Source organism: Streptomyces sp. WG7 (genome assembly GCF_049975785.1).
Classification (GTDB): domain Bacteria; phylum Actinomycetota; class Actinomycetes; order Streptomycetales; family Streptomycetaceae; genus Streptomyces.
In genome coordinates, this window is the sequence record NZ_JBNGGE010000003.1 from 25,443 (window position 1) to 42,779 (window position 17,337).

12 protein-coding genes are annotated in these 17,337 nt (G+C 72.6%); 6 read left to right on the top strand and 6 right to left on the bottom strand.

Features of this window, described 5'->3' with window-relative positions; genetic code table 11:
• Position 1 precedes the first annotated feature (1 nt).
• Together ddaH and ACP4J0_RS04710 are read left to right on the top strand one after the other, a co-directional pair.
• Positions 2-778, top strand: coding sequence for a dimethylargininase (ddaH, locus tag ACP4J0_RS04705; RefSeq protein WP_426597307.1), 777 nt, complete (start codon positions 2-4; stop codon positions 776-778).
• Between the two features lie 207 nt (positions 779-985).
• Positions 986-1,960, top strand: coding sequence for an acyl-ACP desaturase (locus ACP4J0_RS04710; protein WP_426597308.1), 975 nt, complete (start codon positions 986-988; stop codon positions 1,958-1,960).
• A gap of 142 nt (positions 1,961-2,102) precedes the next feature.
• Here ACP4J0_RS04710 and ACP4J0_RS04715 read toward each other — a convergent pair whose 3' ends face one another.
• Both ACP4J0_RS04715 and ACP4J0_RS04720 read right to left on the bottom strand, forming a co-directional pair.
• Positions 2,103-5,462 (bottom strand): hypothetical protein, encoded by a 3,360-nt coding sequence (locus tag ACP4J0_RS04715; protein WP_426597309.1) that lies wholly within the window; start codon positions 5,460-5,462, stop codon positions 2,103-2,105.
• Between the two features lie 84 nt (positions 5,463-5,546).
• A complete protein-coding gene (locus tag ACP4J0_RS04720; protein ID WP_426597310.1) occupies positions 5,547-5,792 on the bottom strand; it encodes a WhiB family transcriptional regulator in 246 nt (81 codons plus the stop codon).
• A 190-nt stretch (positions 5,793-5,982) separates the two neighbouring features.
• On the opposite strand from ACP4J0_RS04720, the gene ACP4J0_RS04725 reads away from it, so the two are divergent.
• Positions 5,983-6,771: a VOC family protein gene (locus ACP4J0_RS04725; protein ID WP_426597311.1), complete on the top strand. Its 789-nt coding sequence runs from the start codon at positions 5,983-5,985 to the stop codon at positions 6,769-6,771.
• A gap of 70 nt (positions 6,772-6,841) precedes the next feature.
• Here ACP4J0_RS04725 and ACP4J0_RS04730 read toward each other — a convergent pair whose 3' ends face one another.
• Entirely contained in the window at positions 6,842-7,849 is a 1,008-nt protein-coding gene (locus tag ACP4J0_RS04730) for a multicopper oxidase domain-containing protein (protein WP_426597312.1), read from the bottom strand.
• Positions 7,850-8,055: 206 nt separating this feature from the next.
• On the opposite strand from ACP4J0_RS04730, the gene ACP4J0_RS04735 reads away from it, so the two are divergent.
• Both ACP4J0_RS04735 and ACP4J0_RS04740 read left to right on the top strand, forming a co-directional pair.
• Positions 8,056-10,533, top strand: coding sequence for a ThuA domain-containing protein (locus ACP4J0_RS04735; RefSeq protein ID WP_426597313.1), 2,478 nt, complete (start codon positions 8,056-8,058; stop codon positions 10,531-10,533).
• A gap of 14 nt (positions 10,534-10,547) precedes the next feature.
• A complete protein-coding gene (locus tag ACP4J0_RS04740) occupies positions 10,548-12,737 on the top strand; it encodes an OmpL47-type beta-barrel domain-containing protein (protein WP_426597314.1) in 2,190 nt (729 codons plus the stop codon).
• A gap of 1 nt (position 12,738) precedes the next feature.
• Here the strand turns inward: ACP4J0_RS04740 and ligD are convergent, their stop codons facing one another.
• From ligD to ACP4J0_RS04755, 3 genes are all read right to left on the bottom strand, one after another.
• Positions 12,739-13,764 carry a non-homologous end-joining DNA ligase gene (gene ligD, locus ACP4J0_RS04745; RefSeq protein ID WP_426597315.1) on the bottom strand — a complete coding sequence of 342 codons (1,026 nt, stop codon included), beginning with the start codon at positions 13,762-13,764 and terminating at the stop codon, positions 12,739-12,741.
• Between the two features lie 106 nt (positions 13,765-13,870).
• Complete coding sequence (locus tag ACP4J0_RS04750; protein ID WP_426597316.1) at positions 13,871-14,245, bottom strand: hypothetical protein; 375 nt, start codon at positions 14,243-14,245, stop codon at positions 13,871-13,873.
• Between the two features lie 63 nt (positions 14,246-14,308).
• Positions 14,309-16,009: a TlrC/CarA/OleB/SrmB family ABC-F type ribosomal protection protein gene (locus tag ACP4J0_RS04755; RefSeq protein WP_426597317.1), complete on the bottom strand. Its 1,701-nt coding sequence runs from the start codon at positions 16,007-16,009 to the stop codon at positions 14,309-14,311.
• Positions 16,010-16,269: 260 nt separating this feature from the next.
• Here ACP4J0_RS04755 and ACP4J0_RS04760 point away from each other — a divergent pair, with 260 nt between their 5' ends.
• A complete protein-coding gene (locus ACP4J0_RS04760; RefSeq protein ID WP_426597318.1) occupies positions 16,270-17,337 on the top strand; it encodes an ATP-dependent DNA ligase in 1,068 nt (355 codons plus the stop codon).

The window sequence follows — 17,337 nt, forward strand, 5'->3', positions numbered from 1 at the left end:
CGTGCCCAGCAAGAAGGCCCTCGTCCGCCGCCCCGGCCCGCGACTCGCGGAAGGACTGGTGACCCACGTCGAGCGGCGGGAGGTCGACCACGGCCTCGCGGTCGAGCAGTGGGAGGCGTACACCGAGGCCCTGCGCACGCACGGCTGGGAGACGCTGGAGGTGGATCCGGCCGACGACAGTCCCGACTCCGTCTCCGTCGAGGACACGGTCGTCATGTTCCGGAACGTCGCGCTGATCACGCGGCCCGGCGCCGAGTCGCGGCGTGCGGAGACCGCCGGTGTCGAGGAGGCCGTGGCCCGGCTGGGCTGCTCGGTCAACTGGGTCTGGGAACCGGGGACCCTGGACGGCGGCGACGTCCTGAAGATCGACGACACGGTCTACGTCGGACGCGGGGGCCGCACCAACGCGGCCGGCGTCCAGCAGCTGCGGGCGGCCTTCGAACCGCTGGGCGCCCGGGTCGTCGCCGTGCCCGTGAGCAAGGTGCTGCACCTGAAGTCGGCGGTCACCGCACTGCCGGACGGGACGGTGATCGGACACATCCCGATGCTGGACGTGCCGTCGCTGTTCCCCCGTTTCCTCCCGGTACCGGAGGAAACGGGCGCGCACGTGGTGCTGCTCGGCGGCGGCAGGCTGCTGATGGCGGCGAGCGCCCCGAAGACGGCGGAACTGCTCGCCGGCCTCGGTCACGAGCCGGTGGTCGTGGACATCGGCGAGTTCGAGAAGCTCGAGGGCTGTGTGACGTGCCTCTCGGTCCGCCTGCGGGAGCTGTACGCCTGAGCCCTGTGGACGCCACCCGTTCGGCCGCGTGGACCTGCGTGTCCCGGCACCTTGCCGTACCCCGGTGGACGGTGGCTGATCAGGGGCCTTTACAGTGCGTTTAACCTACGGTCTCGTAACCTACGGTTTCGTAGCCTACGATCCCGTAGGTTCCCGGCACCGCTCGCCGGCGCTTTCCGCTCTGTCGCACGTCCCCTGGAGTTCTCTGTGACGATCGTCTCCCCGCACCTCGGCAATTCCGCCGAATGGACCGACGCCCGGCTGCTGTACGCGCTGGAGGAAGTGGTCGAGACCGAACTCAACCGGCATCTGAAGGTCGCCAAGGACTGGATGCCGCACGAGTACGTGCCGTGGACCGACGGCCGGAACTTCCCGGGGATCTTCGAGGACGGCGAGGCCTGGGAGAAGGGCCAGTCCAAGGTCACCGACATCGGGCGGATCGCCCTCGTGGTGAACCTCCTGACGGAGGACAACCTCCCCAGCTACCACCACGAGATCGCGAGCCTCTTCGGCCGGGACGGCGCGTGGGGCACCTGGGTGCACCGCTGGACCGCGGAGGAGGGCCGGCACGGCATCGTGATGCGCGACTACCTGCTCGCCTCGCGCGCGGTCGACCCGGACCAGCTGGAGCAGTTCCGCATGGCCCACATGAGTGAGGGCTTCGAGTCGGACAACCGTCACTCGATGCTGCACTCGGTGGCGTACGTCGCCTTCCAGGAGCTGGCCACCCGCATCTCGCACCGCAACACGGGCCACCAGTCCGGCGACCCGGTCTGCGACCGGATGCTGGCCCGCATCGCGACCGACGAGAACCTGCACATGGTCTTCTACCGCAACCTGCTCAAGGCCGCCTTCGAGATCGCGCCCGACCTGACGATGCAGGCGGTGCGGGACGTGGTCGTGAACTTCCGGATGCCCGGTCACGGCATGCCCGGCTTCGAGCGGGCCGCCGCCCAGATGGCGATCGGCGAGGTCTACAACCTGCGCATCCACCACGACGACGTGATCCAGCCCGTGCTGCGCTTCCTGAAGATCATGGAGATCGACGGCCTCGGCCCCGAGGGGCAGGCGGCCCAGGAGGAGCTGGGGCTGTACATGGACGGGCTGGACGCCGAGGCGTCCAAGTTCGACGAGAAGCTGGCGGCGCGCAAGGCGCGGATGGCGGCCCGGGCGGCGGGCTGACCGCACCCGCCTCCCCCGTACCGCTCGGCCGTGCCCGGCCCCGCCGTCACCCGTCGGCCGCTGTCTCCCATGGACCGACGGTAGGCCGCCGCCACCGACAGGCCGCCGTCTCCCGTAGACCGCCGCCGCCCGCAGGCCGCCGTCACTCGTAGGCCGTGGTCTCCTCCAGCGCCGCGTCGCGCACGTCGGGGAGCGGGTGGCGGCGCAGTGTCCGCAGCAGTTCGCGCCAGGGCGCGGGCCACTGCTCGCGGCTGCCGAGCGCGCCGGTCACGGCGACGGCCATCAGCCCCTCGGCGTGGCCGCCGTGCTCGGCCAGGGCCAGCGCCTCGACGCGCAGCGCCTCGAGGTCGCCCGGCTGCCCCCGGCGCTCCAGACGCCCGCGCACTTCCCCGGTGACGCGCGCGGCGAGTGCCGGGCGGTCGGCTCCGGCCAGGGCGGTCACCCGGTCCAGGCGCGGCGGTACGGCGGTCAGGTCGAGGTGGGTCGCCGCCAGGACGGCGGCCTGCACGGCGTACGCCTCGTACTCCGCCAGCAGGTCGGCGGCGGCGAGGCCCGCCGGGCGGACGGCCGACTCGGAGCCGGAGAAGGTCGCCCCGAGCCGGGCGACGAGGAACTCGACGCGCCGCCGCGCCGGCCGGTCGCGCCGCGCCGTGGCATCGCTGTCGTCGTCGGACGCCGTGCCGGCGAGCGTGCGCAGCGCGTCCAGGAGCCCGGCCAGGCCGTGCGGGGCGGCCGCTGCCGCGCTGATCAGGGCGTTGGCCGCGGAGTGCCAGCTTCCCCTCTGCGCGAGGTCCGTGACGGCTCCGGCCAGCACCGCGGGCGCCTCGGCCGACCAGGGGGTCCAGCGGGCCAGCGCCTCGTAGGCGAGGGCCGCGGTGCCGGGGTCGTCGGTGGCGGCGACCCCGCGGACCAGGCGGGCGTAGCGCGCGCGGTACTCCTCGGGCAGGTCCAGCGGCGCCGTCCGCAGCACCGCGGCCCGCAGGACCGGCGCACCGGCGGCCGCGTCGCGCAGCAGTTCCCAGACCTCGTCGCGCGCGAGCAGGCCGCCGGCGAAGGCGACACAGGCGGCGCGTACGTCGGGGTGGGTGCCCGGCCGGGTGTAGACCTCGCTGATCAGGGCAGCCGCGTCCGGGACGGGAAGCCGGGCCGCGGCGAGCCGGACCGCCTCCTTACGGCTGGTCACCTTGGCGTCCGGCGATCGCAGTACGTCCCCCAGGTGGGCGGCGAGGCGCGACGGGCGCACCTGCCGGGACACCTGGGTGACCGCGTACACGGCGACGCGGGCCCGGTCGCCGCCGGCGTGCGCCAGCAGCTCGGGCAGCGCCTCGGCGGCCCGGTCGGTGCGGGCCAGGCCGGCGAGCGCGGCCTCCGAGAGGACGACGTCCGCGGACCCGGTCCAGCGGCGCAGGAGGCCGGCGCCCCCGTCGGGCACGGCGGCGGCCAGGGTGAGGGCACGCGCGCGGTGGTGCAGCGGCAGCCCGGAGTCGGCGACCGCCTCGGCGCACCGGCGGAGCAGGGCGTCCCGCTGGCGCGGCACCCACCGGCGCACGTCGTACGCGGACACCGGCAGGGACCAGGGGGTGCCCTTGGTCAGGAAACGGCCGTGGGGCGGGGTGTCGGCGAGCAGCGGGTCGAGGAGGTCGGTGCGGCGCCGGACGACCACGTCGCGGACCGGCGGCAGGGCGGCCGCCGACGGTTCGTGGGCGAGGACGCGGGCCGCTCGCTCGTCGCGGGTGGCGGGCGGTTCGAGCCACAGGCCGACCGCGGTGCGCGCGGTCGTGTCATCGCCGTACCGGACGGCCCGCCAGAGCATGTCCTGCAGTTCGGCCATGCCGGCGGCCCGGGGGCCCACCGCGCGGGCGAGCGCGAAGACGAGGCCGTAGTCCGCCCTCTCGGCGCCCGCCTCGATCCACGGCCGCAGGGCCTCGTACACCCGGTGCTCCTGGCCGCGCCGCAAGGTGCGGTCGAGACGGCCGAGGTCGGCGCCGCCGGTGGTGCCGGATATCCGTACGAGGGTGCGCAGCGCCCAGTTCACCAACGCGGGTGTTCCGTCCGCCGCGTGCTCGCGCAGCACGCCGAGGGCGAGTGAGCCGAGCAGTTGCCGGGTCTCGGGCGAGGAGTCGCGGGCCTCGACGGCGTCGGTGGCGATGCGGTCCAGAGGGTCGGCCGCCTCCTGGGTGAACAGCGTGGCCCGGAGGGCGCCCGCGGCCCGCAGCGCGGCGACCCGTACGGGGTCCTGTTCGTTGCGCAGCCGCGCCATGTCCCTCAGGACGGCGGTGACGGCGTCCGGGTCGCCGGAGCGGGCGGCGTTGCGGATCAGCAGCGGCCAGGCCGTGGCGCGGTCCTCGGCGTCCGGGCGCCCGGTGGCGGCCAGCAGCCGGTCGCGCACCTCGGCGACGGGCAGGAAGGACTCGGCGCTGAGGACCGTGTTCTCGGTGGCGCCGGCCGCACGCGCGCGTGCGGCCGTCTCCCGGGCCTGCTGCGCTGCGTGGTGGCGCGGCAGCACCTGCAGCAGCAGCTCGTCGATACCGATCGCACCGGGGCCCCGTCCCTCGCGGACGGCCGTGTACAGGGCGGGGCGCCGGGCGGGCGGGAGCGCCTTCAGCAGCCACGGGAGACCGCCGTAGGGCAGCAGGGTGCGGCCGTAGGCGACGAGTTCGGGCGAGTCGGTCCGGGTCAGCCGGTGCAGCACGGTTCGCCCGAGCCGGTGGACGGTCACGACGGGGGCCCAGGCGCGCGTGGGCAGGAGTCTCAGTACCAGCCGCGGGTCCACGGCGGCGAACGCGGGGAGGTGGCCGCGCAGTTCGTGCGGCAGGCGGCTCGGACCGTGCCGTTCCAGCAGCCGCAGCACCCACGCGGGTTCGGCGGGCGCGAGGGTGGCCATCGCGTGTGCGTACCGGTGCCACCAGTTGTCGCGCAGGGCCTCGGGCAGCGCGGTCAGCTCCTCCTCCAGCACGCCGAGCAGTGCGGCGCGGTGCCGCTTGGCGAGGGGCGCCCACCCGCGGACGGCGTGGAGCAGGCCGGGCAGCAGACGGGCGACCGTCGGCGCGGTGCAGCCGGGCAGCAGACGGGCCGCCTCGGCGTCGCCCCGGTCACGGCGGAGGCCTTCGACCAGCCGGTCGGCGAGGGCGCGGCGTCCGTCGGACACGATGGCGCGCAGCAGGTCGCGGCGTGCCGCCTCGGGCGCGTCGGCGAGCGCCGCCTCGAAGGCGGTGTCCGGCACGCCCAGGCTGCCGGCGACACGCAGGGCATGACCGCGCACGTACGGGTCGGCGTCGGCGATCCGGTCCGCGATCCACTCGGTGTCGCCGGCGGCGGACGCGGCGACGACGGCGAGCCCGCGCCCGTAGGCACCGTGCCGTTCGAGTTCGGTCAGTACGGGGCGCAGTGCGTCCGACTCCCTCGCGCGCAGGACGAGTTCCCGCATCCGCTGCGGATGGGCGAGCGGATCGAGGAGGTGCAGCAGGCTCTCGGCCTCGTGCTGAGCGGCGGTTCGCGACATGGGGGGATTCTGCCTGCCGGGGCGGGCGCGGCCCAGCGAATTAGCAGCGCGGGCGGTGCGGCACGCTCTGCGGGAGGGCCTGGCTCAGCGCGGGACGCGCCGCAGTGACAGCCGTTCCTTCTCCGACAGCCCGCCCCAGACGCCGAAGCGCTCGTCGTGGCTCAGCGCGTACTCCAGGCAGGCCGAACGGATCGGGCACAGGGCGCAGATCCGCTTGGCGTCCCGTACGGAGCTGCCGGGCTCCGGGAAGAAGAAGTCTCCCCCGGTCTGTGCGCACAACGCCTCCTCCTGCCAGTCGAGGTCGGGCGTCGTGATCGTCTCGATGTGCATGCCCGAGAGCGTGCCGGGCCGCGAAAAACGTTCGATCAACGCCGGATCAACGCCCGGCGGCCGGGCCCCGGGCCGACCCGATGGTCCCCCGCCCCGCGGATGGGCGCACGGCGGCGCGCGGAAGCGGTCGTCAGTGGTGGGTGGAAGACTCGGCAGTGCAGGCAGCGGGACCCTTCCGAGGAGGGCGAGGATGCTCACCACCCGTTTCGTCACCGGCGCCCCGAACTGGATCGCCGTCGGCACGTCCGACATCGACGGCGCCACTTCCTTCTACGGCGGCCTCTTCGGCTGGCGGTTCCGGCCGGCGGGGGGCGGAGCCGGGGGTTACGGCTTCTTCGAGCTGGACGGCCGGATCGTGGCCGGCGGTATGCCGGCCACGCCGGAGCAGCGCCCACCGTCCTGGACGGTGTACTTCCAGACCCCGGACGCGGAGGCCGCCGCCGAGGCCTCCGAGCAGGCCCGGGGCCGTGTGCTCGTGCGGCCGGCGGACGTGCTGGGCCAGGGCACCACGGCGATCCTCGCCGACCGGGCCGGGGTGCCGTTCGGCGTCCGGCAGCCGGAGCGGACGGGCGGCCTGACCGTGGCCGGCGAGACCGGTGCGCTGTGCTGGGTCGAGCTGTACACGGCGGACGTGGCGGCCGCCGCCGCGTACTACGACGCGGTGCTGGGGCTGGAGACCTCCGCCGTCCCCTTCCCCGGGGCCGGGACGTACACGTGTGTGAACCCGTCCGGGGAGGGCGAGGAGAGCATGTTCGGCGGCGTCGTCCCGCTCGCCGACGACCCGGTGGAGACGGATGCCCACTGGCTGCCGTACTTCGCGGTCGACGACACGGACGCCGCGGTCGCCCGGACCCGGGAGCTGGGCGGCACGGTGCGGTTGCCCGCGACGGACATCGAGGGCGTCGGGCGCCTGGCCCGGCTCGCCGACCCGTACGGCGCCCGGTTCGCGGTGCTCAGGCCGATGCCCCGAAAGGCGTAGGGGGCCCGGTCCGGCCGGAGGAACGCGGCACCGAGTGGGGCCTGTTCGACGCCGGCCGGCCCGCGTCGCCTCAGTGCTCGTGCGCGGGAGCCTCCCCGGTCGCGGTCTCCTGCCCGTGCCCGTGCCCGTGCGGGTCGTACCCGGGAATGGTGCCGTCCGGCTTCTTCACCAGGAACAGGCCCACCATCCCCATGTCGGAGTGGCTCTGCACGTGGCAGTGGTACATCCACGCCCCGGCGCCCACCCCCTCCCCCGCGATGATCTGGAAGCCGAAGGAGTCCGCCGGCCCGGTGATCTTGTTGTCGATGACCCGGCTCGGGTCGTCGGGGCCGGTGAGAATGCCGGTGCGGTTGTCGGCCCAGCGGTGACCGTGCATGTGGAAGGTGTGGTAGTACTCGCCATGCGTGATCATCACGATCTCGACCCGGTCGCCCACGGTGGCCTCGAAGTCCGGCCCGGTGTGGGGATCGCGGTTGTTGATGAGCATGTCGTTGAAGACGATGGTGTGCGTCGCGTCCGGCAGTACGTCGCCCTTGCGTCGGACGATCACCGGGCCGTACAGGCCCTTGCGGATGCCGCCCGTGCCGTGCTCGGTGCCGACGACGTGGTCGTGGTAGTGCCAGTAGCCCGCGCTGCCCGCCCGCCAGGTGCCGTCCGCGCGGCGGCCGGGCTTGTGGGTGCGCCAGGTGTAGGTGCGGGTGCCGCCGGGCTCGACGTCGCTCTTGTTCATCGCCGTGCCGTCGCTGGAGATCTCGTAGTCCAGGCCGTGGACGTGCAGGCTGGCCCGGACGTCCATCGTGTTCGTGAACTCGATGTGCAGCGTGTCGCCCTCGTTGAGCTCGATGAGCGGGCCGGGGACGGATGCCTTGCCCTTTTCGAGGCCGTAGCCCATCTGACCGTCGGGCAGCTTCTCGGCGTACATCTTGATATGTCTCACCTCGCCCCCGGCCGGTGCCGTCCGCACCGGTGCCGCCTTCGCCTGGTGGGCCGCGCCCGCGACCTCCGGAGCGATGGACAACGATGTCGCGACGGCCGCGCCGCCCAGCAGCACCCGCCGGTTGAAACCGCGTCTGTCCATGCCGAACTCCCCCACTGGTATGGAATGTGCGCAGACGTAGCCATGACTGTTCGTGATGATGCGTGTTGAACCTGGGACGGTATCCGCTGCACCCGCGTTTATCCACACTCAGGACAAAGTTCGTTCAATGCCGGTCATACCTATTGGCGAACCACGCAAAGAGGTCTAACTTCCTTGGCGCTGCTGCCGTGACCGAGGAGGTGCCCATGCACTTACGAGGGTTGAGCGCGAGAAGAAAGGGCTGGGCGGCGTTCGCGACCGCCGGTTTCGTCGCCGCGGGACTGCTGGCGGGCCCCGCCGCCAGCGCGCGTCCGGCGCCGGACCCGTCTCTGACAACGATGTCGATCAAGTCGCCGCCGGGCGGCGCCAACGTACGGGTGCTGATCTTCTACGGATCCGCCGCGGCCGGGGACGAGTCACCGGTCGTGAACGCCGGGATCGCGGCCATCGAGCGGATCGGGCTGTCCGGCCCGGCGAAGGAGCGCTTCACGGTCGAGGCCACGGACAACGCCTCGGTCTTCACCAACGAGAAGAGGCTCGGCCGTTTCAACGCGGTCGTGTTCCTGACCGGCGGCGGTGACGTCCTCGATCCGGCGCAGGAAGCGGGCCTGGAGGCCTACATGGAGGCCGGCGGCGGTTTCGTCGGCATCCACGACGCGGCCCGCGCGGAACCGTACTCGGACTGGTTCACCGGCCTGGTCGGGGCCCGCCCCGCCGCGTCCAGCCCCACCAAGGTCCAGCGGGCCACCGTCGAGGTCGGTGACCGGCGCCATCCGGCCACCAAGGACCTGCCGACACAGTGGAAGCGGCCCGACCAGTGGATGAACTGGGTGGAGAACCCGTCCGGCGACGTGCACACCGTGGCCCGGGTGCGCGAGTCGACGTACCAGCCCGGGGCGAGCGCCAACGGCTGGGACCACCCGGTCAGCTGGTGCCGGGACTACGACGGCGGCCGGTCCTTCTACACCGGCATGGGCGGCACGGTGTCGTCGTACGACGAGACCGACTTCCGCGCCCATCTGCGCGGCGCCCTGATGTGGACGACCCGGCTGGCGCAGGCCGACTGCAAGGCCACCATCGACGGCAACTACAAGGCCGAACGGCTCACCGACCCCAACCAGCCCGGCCAGAACGACCAGATCGGCGAGCCGCACGGCCTGGTCACCGCGCCCGACGGCCGCGTGTTCTACATCGGCCGCGGCGGCGCGGACTCCTCCCGGCCCGTGGTGACCGACTGGAACGACCCGGACATCGGCAAGGGCAAGGGCGAGATCCACGTCTGGGATCCCAAGACCGACAAGGTCACACTCGCGGGTGAGCTGACCGTCTTCGGCAACAAGGGCGGCGGCGAGGAGCTGGTCAAGGTCGAGGAGGGGCTGCTCGGCATCGAGCTGGACCCGGGGTTCGAGGAGAACGGCTGGGTGTACCTGCACTACACGCCGCACTCCGAGATCAACCGCGACACGCACATGGCCGAGCGGCGGGTCTCCCGCTTCACACTCGACCGGGCGACCGACAAGCTGGACCTGGGCAGCGAGAAGGTGCTGCTGAAGTGGCCGGTGCAGATCCACAGCTGCTGCCACGCGGGCGGTGGGATGGCCTGGGACTCCAAGGGCAACCTGTACATCGCCACCGGGGACAACAACTCCAGCGGCTTCAGCGGCGGTTACTCGGGCAACAACCCCGAGCCCAACTTCAAGGGCGTGTCCTTCGCCGACGCGCGCCGCACCGCCGGCAACACCAACAACCTCAACGGCAAGATCCTGCGCATCCACCCCGAGCCGGACGGGACCTACACGCTCCCCGAGGGCAACCTCTTCACCGGCAAGGAGACCGCCGAGGGCGGCGGCAAGACGCGCGGCGAGATCTACGTGATGGGCGTACGCAACCCGGCACGGATCTCCGTCGACAAGAAGACCGACACCCTCTACGCGGGCTGGGTCGGCCCGGACGCCGGCTCTCCGTCGCCGACGTGGGGTCCGGCGAAGTACGACACGTTCGCCGCGATCACCGAGGCGGGCAACCGCGGGTGGCCGTACTGCATGGGCAACAAGCAGCCGTACCGGGACCGGAACCTGCCGGACCCGTCGAAGCCGCTGGGCTGGTACGACTGCGACGCCCCGAAGAACGAGTCGCCGAACAACGACGGCCTGGTCAACCTGCCGCCGGTGACCGGGAACAACATCTGGTACTCGCCGCAGGGCGGCGGCCCCGACTTCCCGCGCGACGAGAACGGCATCCCGTCGTACGAGCAGGACGAGGCCACCTACAAGCTGCCCTGGCTCAAGGGCGGCGGCCAGGCCGCGATGAACGGCCCGGTCTACCGCTACGACGCCGACAGCACCAGCGAGACCAAGTGGCCCGCGTACTGGGACGGCAAGTGGTTCGTCGGTGACTTCTACGACTCCGACCAGCCGCGCAACGCGGTGCTGATGGACCCGAAGACACAGGGCGACGGCGGTCTGCCGGTGCACGCGGAGTCGCTGAAGAAGATCGTGCCGGTCGGCAACGACGGCATCAGGAACCTGATGGGCTGGAAGTTCGGCCCGGACGGCGCGCTGTACGTCCTCGACTACGGCCGCGGCTTCTTCACCTCGGACTCCAAGTCGGCCCTGTGGCGGGTCACCTACGAGGGCGGCGGCCCGACGCCGGCCGCCGGACAGCTGGCGAGGGGGACCGAGTGATACGCCGACGAAGAATGTGGGCCGCTCTGCTGGCCGGCCTGCTGATGGTGCTCGGGCTGCAGGCTACGTCCGCCTCCGGGCAGCCCGGAGCGGAGGCCGGGACAGCCGCCGCCGACCAGGTCCTCACCTGGACCGCCGGCGACGACATCACCAAGTACACGTCCGCGCCCGAGACGGCGGTGGCCGGTCCGGCCACGATCGTCTTCGAGAACAGCGAGGCGACCGGCAACACCACCGGCATGCCGCACACGCTGACGTTCATGACCAGCGACCCGGAGTACAACAACGACGTCCAGCTGAACATCCTGGCCAACCCGGGCGACGACCAGGGCGGCAGGCACACCGCCGAGGTCACCCTCTCCCCCGGCCGTTACCTCTACTACTGCACGCTCCCCGGCCACGCGGAGATGAGGGGCGTGCTCGTGGTGACCGAGGGCGGCGGGGGCGAGGACACGACGGCGCCCGTCACGTCGGCCGACGTGGGCGGCACCCAGAACGCCGACGGCCACTACGTCGGTGCCGCGAGCGTGACGATCGGCGCCACCGACGAGGGCGGCTCGGGCGTCGAGCGGATCGAGTACGCGCTCGGCGCCGACGGTGCCTGGCAGCCGTACACCACGCCGGTCGTCGTCGACCGGGTCGGCGAGCACACGGTGCGCTACCGGGCCTTCGACAAGGCGGGCAACGCCGCCGCCGAGAAGAGTGTCACGTTCACCGTGGCCCCCGCGCCGACGGACGACACGACCGCGCCGGAGACCTCGGCGACGGTCAGCGGTGAGAAGAACCCGGACGGTGCCTACATCGACATGGCGACGGTGACCGTCACCGCCTCCGACACCGGTTCCGGGGTCAACACCATCGAGTACGCGGTCGGTGACGGCGCCTGGCAGCCGTACACCGCCCCCGTGATGGTGCACCAGGTCGGTGAGCACACCGTGCGCTACCGCGCCACCGACAAGGCGGGCAACGCCGCGGCGGAGAAGAGCGTCGCCTTCACCGTCGTCGCCGCTCCCCCGCAGGACACCACCGCGCCGGTGACCGGCGCGACCGTGGCGGGCAGCAAGAACTCCGACGGCGCGTACGTCGGCAGCGCCGAGGTGACCGTCAGCGCCGCCGACGAGGGCGGCTCCGGGGTGGCCGGCATCGAGTACTCCCTCGACGCCGGGCCCTACCTGGCGTACACCGAGCCGGTGGTCGTCGACCGGGTGGGCCGGCACACCGTGGCCTACCGGGCGACCGACCAGGCGGGCAACACGTCCGAGCCGCTGACCGTGAGCTTCACGGTGGTGTCGGGACAGGTGCCGCCGCCGCCCTGCCCGGAGTACGACGAACGGCTCACGGTGATCGTCGGCACGGTCGACACGGGCGTGCCCAACCGGGTCACCAACAACCGGTGCCGGATCAACGAGCTGATCGAGGACGAGAAGGACTGGTCGTCGCAGCAGCTGTTCCTCAAGCACGTCCGCGAGGTCATGGACGCGCTGCTGGACGAGGGCGTCGTCGACCGGCGGGAGTACCGGGCGATCAACAAGGCCGCCCGCCAGTCGAAGATCGGCGTGCCCGGCCAGACCGAGGGCTACCGCGCGATCCTGGACGGCTCCCAGGAGTCCTTCGGCAAGTGGCAGCAGGTGGGCGGCGGTTCGTTCGCGCTGAACGAGGACGGCTCGATCACCTCCAGCACGAGCACACCGGGCATGGGCATGCTGTGGTTCCCGGAGCGCAAGTACGGGGACTTCTCGCTGAAGCTCCAGTGGCGGGATGACGCGCCCGGCACGGCCAACACCAACGGCGGCGTCTTCGTGCGCTTCCCGCAGGTCCACGACCACCCGGAGGAGTCCCGGCCGGAGTGGGTCGCCATCAAGTACGGGCACGAGGTGCAGGTGTTCGACAGCCCGACCGGCGACATGTACAAGTCGGGGTCGGTCTACGGCTTCGACCGGGTGGGCCTGGCCGGCGCCGGGGTGACGGAGAAGGGCACCTGGAACGACTACGAGATCCGCGTGGTCGACCAGCACTACTCCGTCTACCGCAACGGCGTGCTGATCAACGAGTTCGACAACACCGGCGGCCAGGACTTCTACCCGGCGCGCTCGGACGACCCGGGCACGGACGGGCGGCGGTACGCCTCCGGCTACATCGGGCTCCAGGTCCACGGCACCACGGACGTGGTCTCGTACCGGGACGTGAGGATCAAGGAGTTGTAGGTCAGCTCTTCTGAGGGCGCGGCTTCTTCGCGCGGCTCGGCTGTACCCGGCTGGGTTCCCCCGGCATCTTCGGATACTCGGGCGGGTACGGCAGATCACCGAGCCCGTGGTCGTGCTCGTCCTTCGTCGCCAGCTCCAGCAGGGCGTCGAGGGAGTGGGAACGGTCGTCCATGCCCGCGTGCACGTCGCCGAGTTCGGCGAAGCGCGCGGGCATGGTCGTGATGTCGAAGTCCTGCGGATGGGCGACGCCCACCTCCTCCCAGGTCAGCGGCGCGGACACCGGGGCGCCCGGGCGGGGGCGCACCGAGTAGGCGGAGGCGATGGTGCGGTCCCGGGCGGTCTGGTTGTAGTCGATGAAGATGCGCTCGCCGCGCTCCTCCTTCCACCACTTGATGGTGACCTGCTCGGGCATCCGGCGTTCCATCTCGCGGCCGACGGCGATGGCGGCGCGCCGCACCTGGGTGAAGGTCCAGCGCGGCTCGATCGGCACGAAGACGTGGATGCCGCGTCCGCCGGAGGTCTTGGGCCAGCCGCGCAGCCCGCCGAACTCCTCCAGTACGGCACGGAGTTCGTGGGCGGCGCGGGCGGCGTCGTCGTAGTCGGTGCCGGGCTGCGGGTCGAGGTCGATGCGCAGCTCGTCGGGGTGGTCGACGTCGTCGCGGCGCACCGGCCAGGGGTGGAAGGTGAGGGTGCCGTACTGGGCGGCCCACAGGACCGCCGCCTCCTCGGTGGGGCACATCTCGTCGGCGCTGCGACCGCTGGGGAAGGTGATGTGCGCGGTGGGGATCCAGTCGGGCATGCCCTTGGGGGCGCGCTTCTGGTAGAACCACTCGCCGGTGACGCCGTCCGGGTAGCGCTGGAGGGTGGTGGGCCGGTCGCGCAGGGCGCGCAGGATGCCGGGGGCGACGGCCTGGTAGTACCGGGCCACGTCGAGCTTGGTGTAGCCGTGCTCCGGGAAGAAGACCTTGCCCGGGCTGGACAGCCGCACGGTCCGTCCGCCCGCTTCCAGTTCCACCGCTTCCGCCATGCGAGCCACGGTAGGCGCACCGCGGGGACCTCGCACATCAGGCGACGGCTCACCCGGACCTTCATTCGAACCCGCGTTCCCGGGCGTCTCCGTGTGCCCGGAGCGGTCACCAGCACGCGCCCGGCTTGACCACCCAGGTCCACGACCCGCACGGATCGACCGCCATGTGCGGGTCGATGTCCTTCGGCGGGCCGTCGTTGACGCGTTTCTGCTTCAGGTACCTGGCGCGTATCTCCGCCGTCGGCAGTCGCTCCCATCCTTCGGGCAGGCGCAGACCCGCACGCGCGAGCTCCGCCCTCCACGCCTCGACCGTCTCCTGACGGCTGCGGGGCACCGGGCCCGGCGCCTCGGGTGAGCCGACCGTGACGCCCGGCGGACCGGTGAGGTCGCCCGTCGCGGCCACGATCGCGGTCACGCAGGCGCCGGTGACGGCGACGGCCGCGGTGACCACCACGGCCGCCCTGGCGGAACTCCCCGGCACGCGCGCCCTCCCTCCGTCACACCTCCTCCCACGGTCCCATGCCGCCACGCCACGCCGCCATCTCTACTCGTCCAGGCTGCCGTTGCTCATCCGGACCCGGCGGCCGGTGAAGCGCCGGGCGACCATGCGGTCGTGCGAGACCATCACCAGCGCGCCCCGGTAGTGGTGCAGGGCTTCCTCGAAGTCCTCCACCAGCGCGGGCGAGAGGTGGTTCGTCGGCTCGTCCAGCAGCAGCAGGTCCACCGGGTCCCGCAGCAGACGGGCCAGCGCCAGCCGGCGCAGCTGCCCCGTGGACAGGTCACCGACCGCCGTCGTCAGGTCGGACGGCCGGAACAGACCGAACCCGAGGAGGGCGCCGCGGTGTTCCTCGGCGACGCCGGGCAGCCCGGCGGCGAACGCGGCCAGCAGGGTCCGCCGCGGATCGGTGATCGCGGTCTCCTGGGGCAGCCAGCCGACGCGGTCCGGGCGCGTGCACGTGCCCCGGTCGGGGTCCAGGTCACCGGCGAGGACCCGCAGCAGCGTGCTCTTGCCGGCGCCGTTCGCCCCGGTGACCAGGACGCGCTCGCCGGGTTCCACCGTGAAGCCGGGTACGTCGAGCCGGTCGCCCACCGCGACCCGGTGGAGGTCGGCGACCGCCCCCTTGCGGTCGCTCTCGCCGCCCGCGACCCGGGCGTCGAAGCGCAGGGGCTCCGGCGGCCGCGGCACCGGGTTCTCCTCCAGTCTCCGTACCCGCTCCTTCGCCTGCCGGACGCGCGCGGAGATCTGCTTTTCCACGCTGCGCTGGTGGCGCTGGTTGTCGCGGTCGGCGTTGGCCCGGCGCCGGGGGCCGGCGGCCATGGTGTCGGCGGCACGGCGGGCCAGGGCGCGCTGCTCCGCCAACTCCCGTTGCCAGTCGGCGTGCTCCTGCTCCCAGCGACGCCGGGCGGCCGCCTTGGCCCGGAGGTATCCCGCGTACCCGCCGCCGTGCCGGTGGACGGTGCGGCGCTCGCCGTCCACCTCCCACAGGGCGGTGGCGACGCGTTCCAGGAAGACGCGGTCGTGGGAGACCGCCAGCACGCTGCCGCGGTGGGAGCGCAGGTGCTCCTCCAGCCACTGGACGGCCGGGACGTCGAGGTGGTTGGTGGGCTCGTCGAGCAGCAGCAGCTGTGGTGCGGCCGCCAGCAGACAGGCCAGGTTGAGGCGGGCCTGCTCGCCGCCGGAGAGGCTGCCCAGCCGCCGGCCGGGCGCGATGCGCTGAAGGCCCAGTCCGTGCATGGCGGCTTCGACGCGGGCGTCGGCCGCGTAGCCGTCCCGCGCCTCGAACGCCTCCAGCAGCTCCCCGTACGAGGCGAGCAGGCCGTCGAGTTCGCCGGGCCCGGCCTCCGCCAGCGCCTGCTCGGCCCGGCGCAGGGCGCGTTCCAGGGTGCGCAGGTCGGCGAGGGCGTGGTCGACGGCGTCCTGGACGGTGTCGTCCGGGGGGAGGTCGGGGGTCTGCGGCAGGTACCCGGCGCCGCCCGGGGCGTGGACGCGGATCCGGCCCGCGTCCGGCCGGTCGAGACCGGCCAGCAGGCGCAGCAGGGTCGACTTGCCGGTGCCGTTCTCGCCGATGACGCCGATGCGCTCGCCGAGCGCCACCGACTGGTGAACGCCGTCCAGCAGCGGCCGGCCTCCGGGCGCGCGGACGACGTCGTCCAGGACGACCTGGAAGGAGCCGGAGCCGGAGTCCGAGCCGGTACCGGACGAGGTGGTTGGGCAGGTGGTGGTGCCAGAAGTGGGCTGGGACATGCGTGATCCGCCATATCGGAAGGCGTGGACAGGTGACCGATACGGAGGGAGGGGTCATCGGCGCGCGACGGAGCGGCGTGGGTGAAGGCCGTGCTACAGCCGAACCCGGGGACCCTGACGGGCGGCCGGAATCACACCGCGTACGCGCGGTGGCATCGGCACCCGGTCTCCCGGGGCGGTATCAGATGTAGAAGTAGTAGAACCTGATCACCCCACAAGCCTAACAGGCGAGGGCCGCGGACCGCTCATACAGTCGGACCATGGATCTGCCCGTCATGCCGCCCGTGAAGCCGATGCTCGCCAAGTCCGTGGCGAAGATCCCGCCGGGCATGCACTACGAGGCCAAGTGGGACGGGTTCCGGTCGATCGTGTTCCGCGACGGCGCCGAGGTCGAGCTCGGGAGCCGTACGGGTAAGCCGTTGACCAGGTACTTCCCGGAGCTGGTGGAGGCGGTGCGGGAGCGGTTGCCCGAGCGGTGCGTGGTGGACGGGGAGATCGTGATCGCCCGGGAGGGGCATCTGGACTTCGACGCGCTCACCGAGCGGATCCATCCGGCGGACTCCCGGGTGCGCACGCTGGCCGAGCGGACGCCGGCCTCACTGGTGGTCTTCGACCTGCTGGCCCTGGACGACGAGTCGCTGCTCGACGTGGGGCTCGCCGACCGGCGGGCGGCGCTGGTGGGGGCACTGTCCGGGGTCACGGCCCCGGTGCACGTGGCACCGGCGACGGACGACATCGAGGTGGCGCGGAGGTGGTTCGAGCAGTATGAGGGGGCGGGGCTCGACGGCGTCGTCGCCAAGCCGCTCGATCTCCGCTACCGCCAGGACGAGCGGGCCATGTACAAGATCAAGCACGAGCGCACGGCGGACGTGGTGGTCGCCGGTTACCGTCTCCACAAGAGCGGCCCCGTCGTCGGCTCGCTTCTGCTCGGCCTCTACGACGACCGGGGCGTCCTCCAGCACGTGGGCGTGAGCGCGGCCTTCACCATGAAGCGGCGCGCGGAGCTGGTGGAGGAGCTGGCACCGCTGCGCATGGACGACGTCCGGGGCCATCCGTGGGCGGCCTGGGCCGAGGAGTCGGCGCACGAGTCGGCCCGGCTGCCGGGCGCCCCCAGCCGCTGGTCGGGGAAGAAGGACCTGTCCTGGGTGCCGCTGCGGCCGGAGCGGGTCGTCGAGGTGGCGTACGACCACATGGAGAACGGGGCGCGTTTCAGGCACACGGCCCGCTTCCGCCGGTGGCGCCCGGACCGGACGCCGGAGAGCTGCACCTACGCCCAGCTGGAGGAGCCGGTCCGCTACGACCTGGCGGAGATCCTCGGCGGCCCCTGA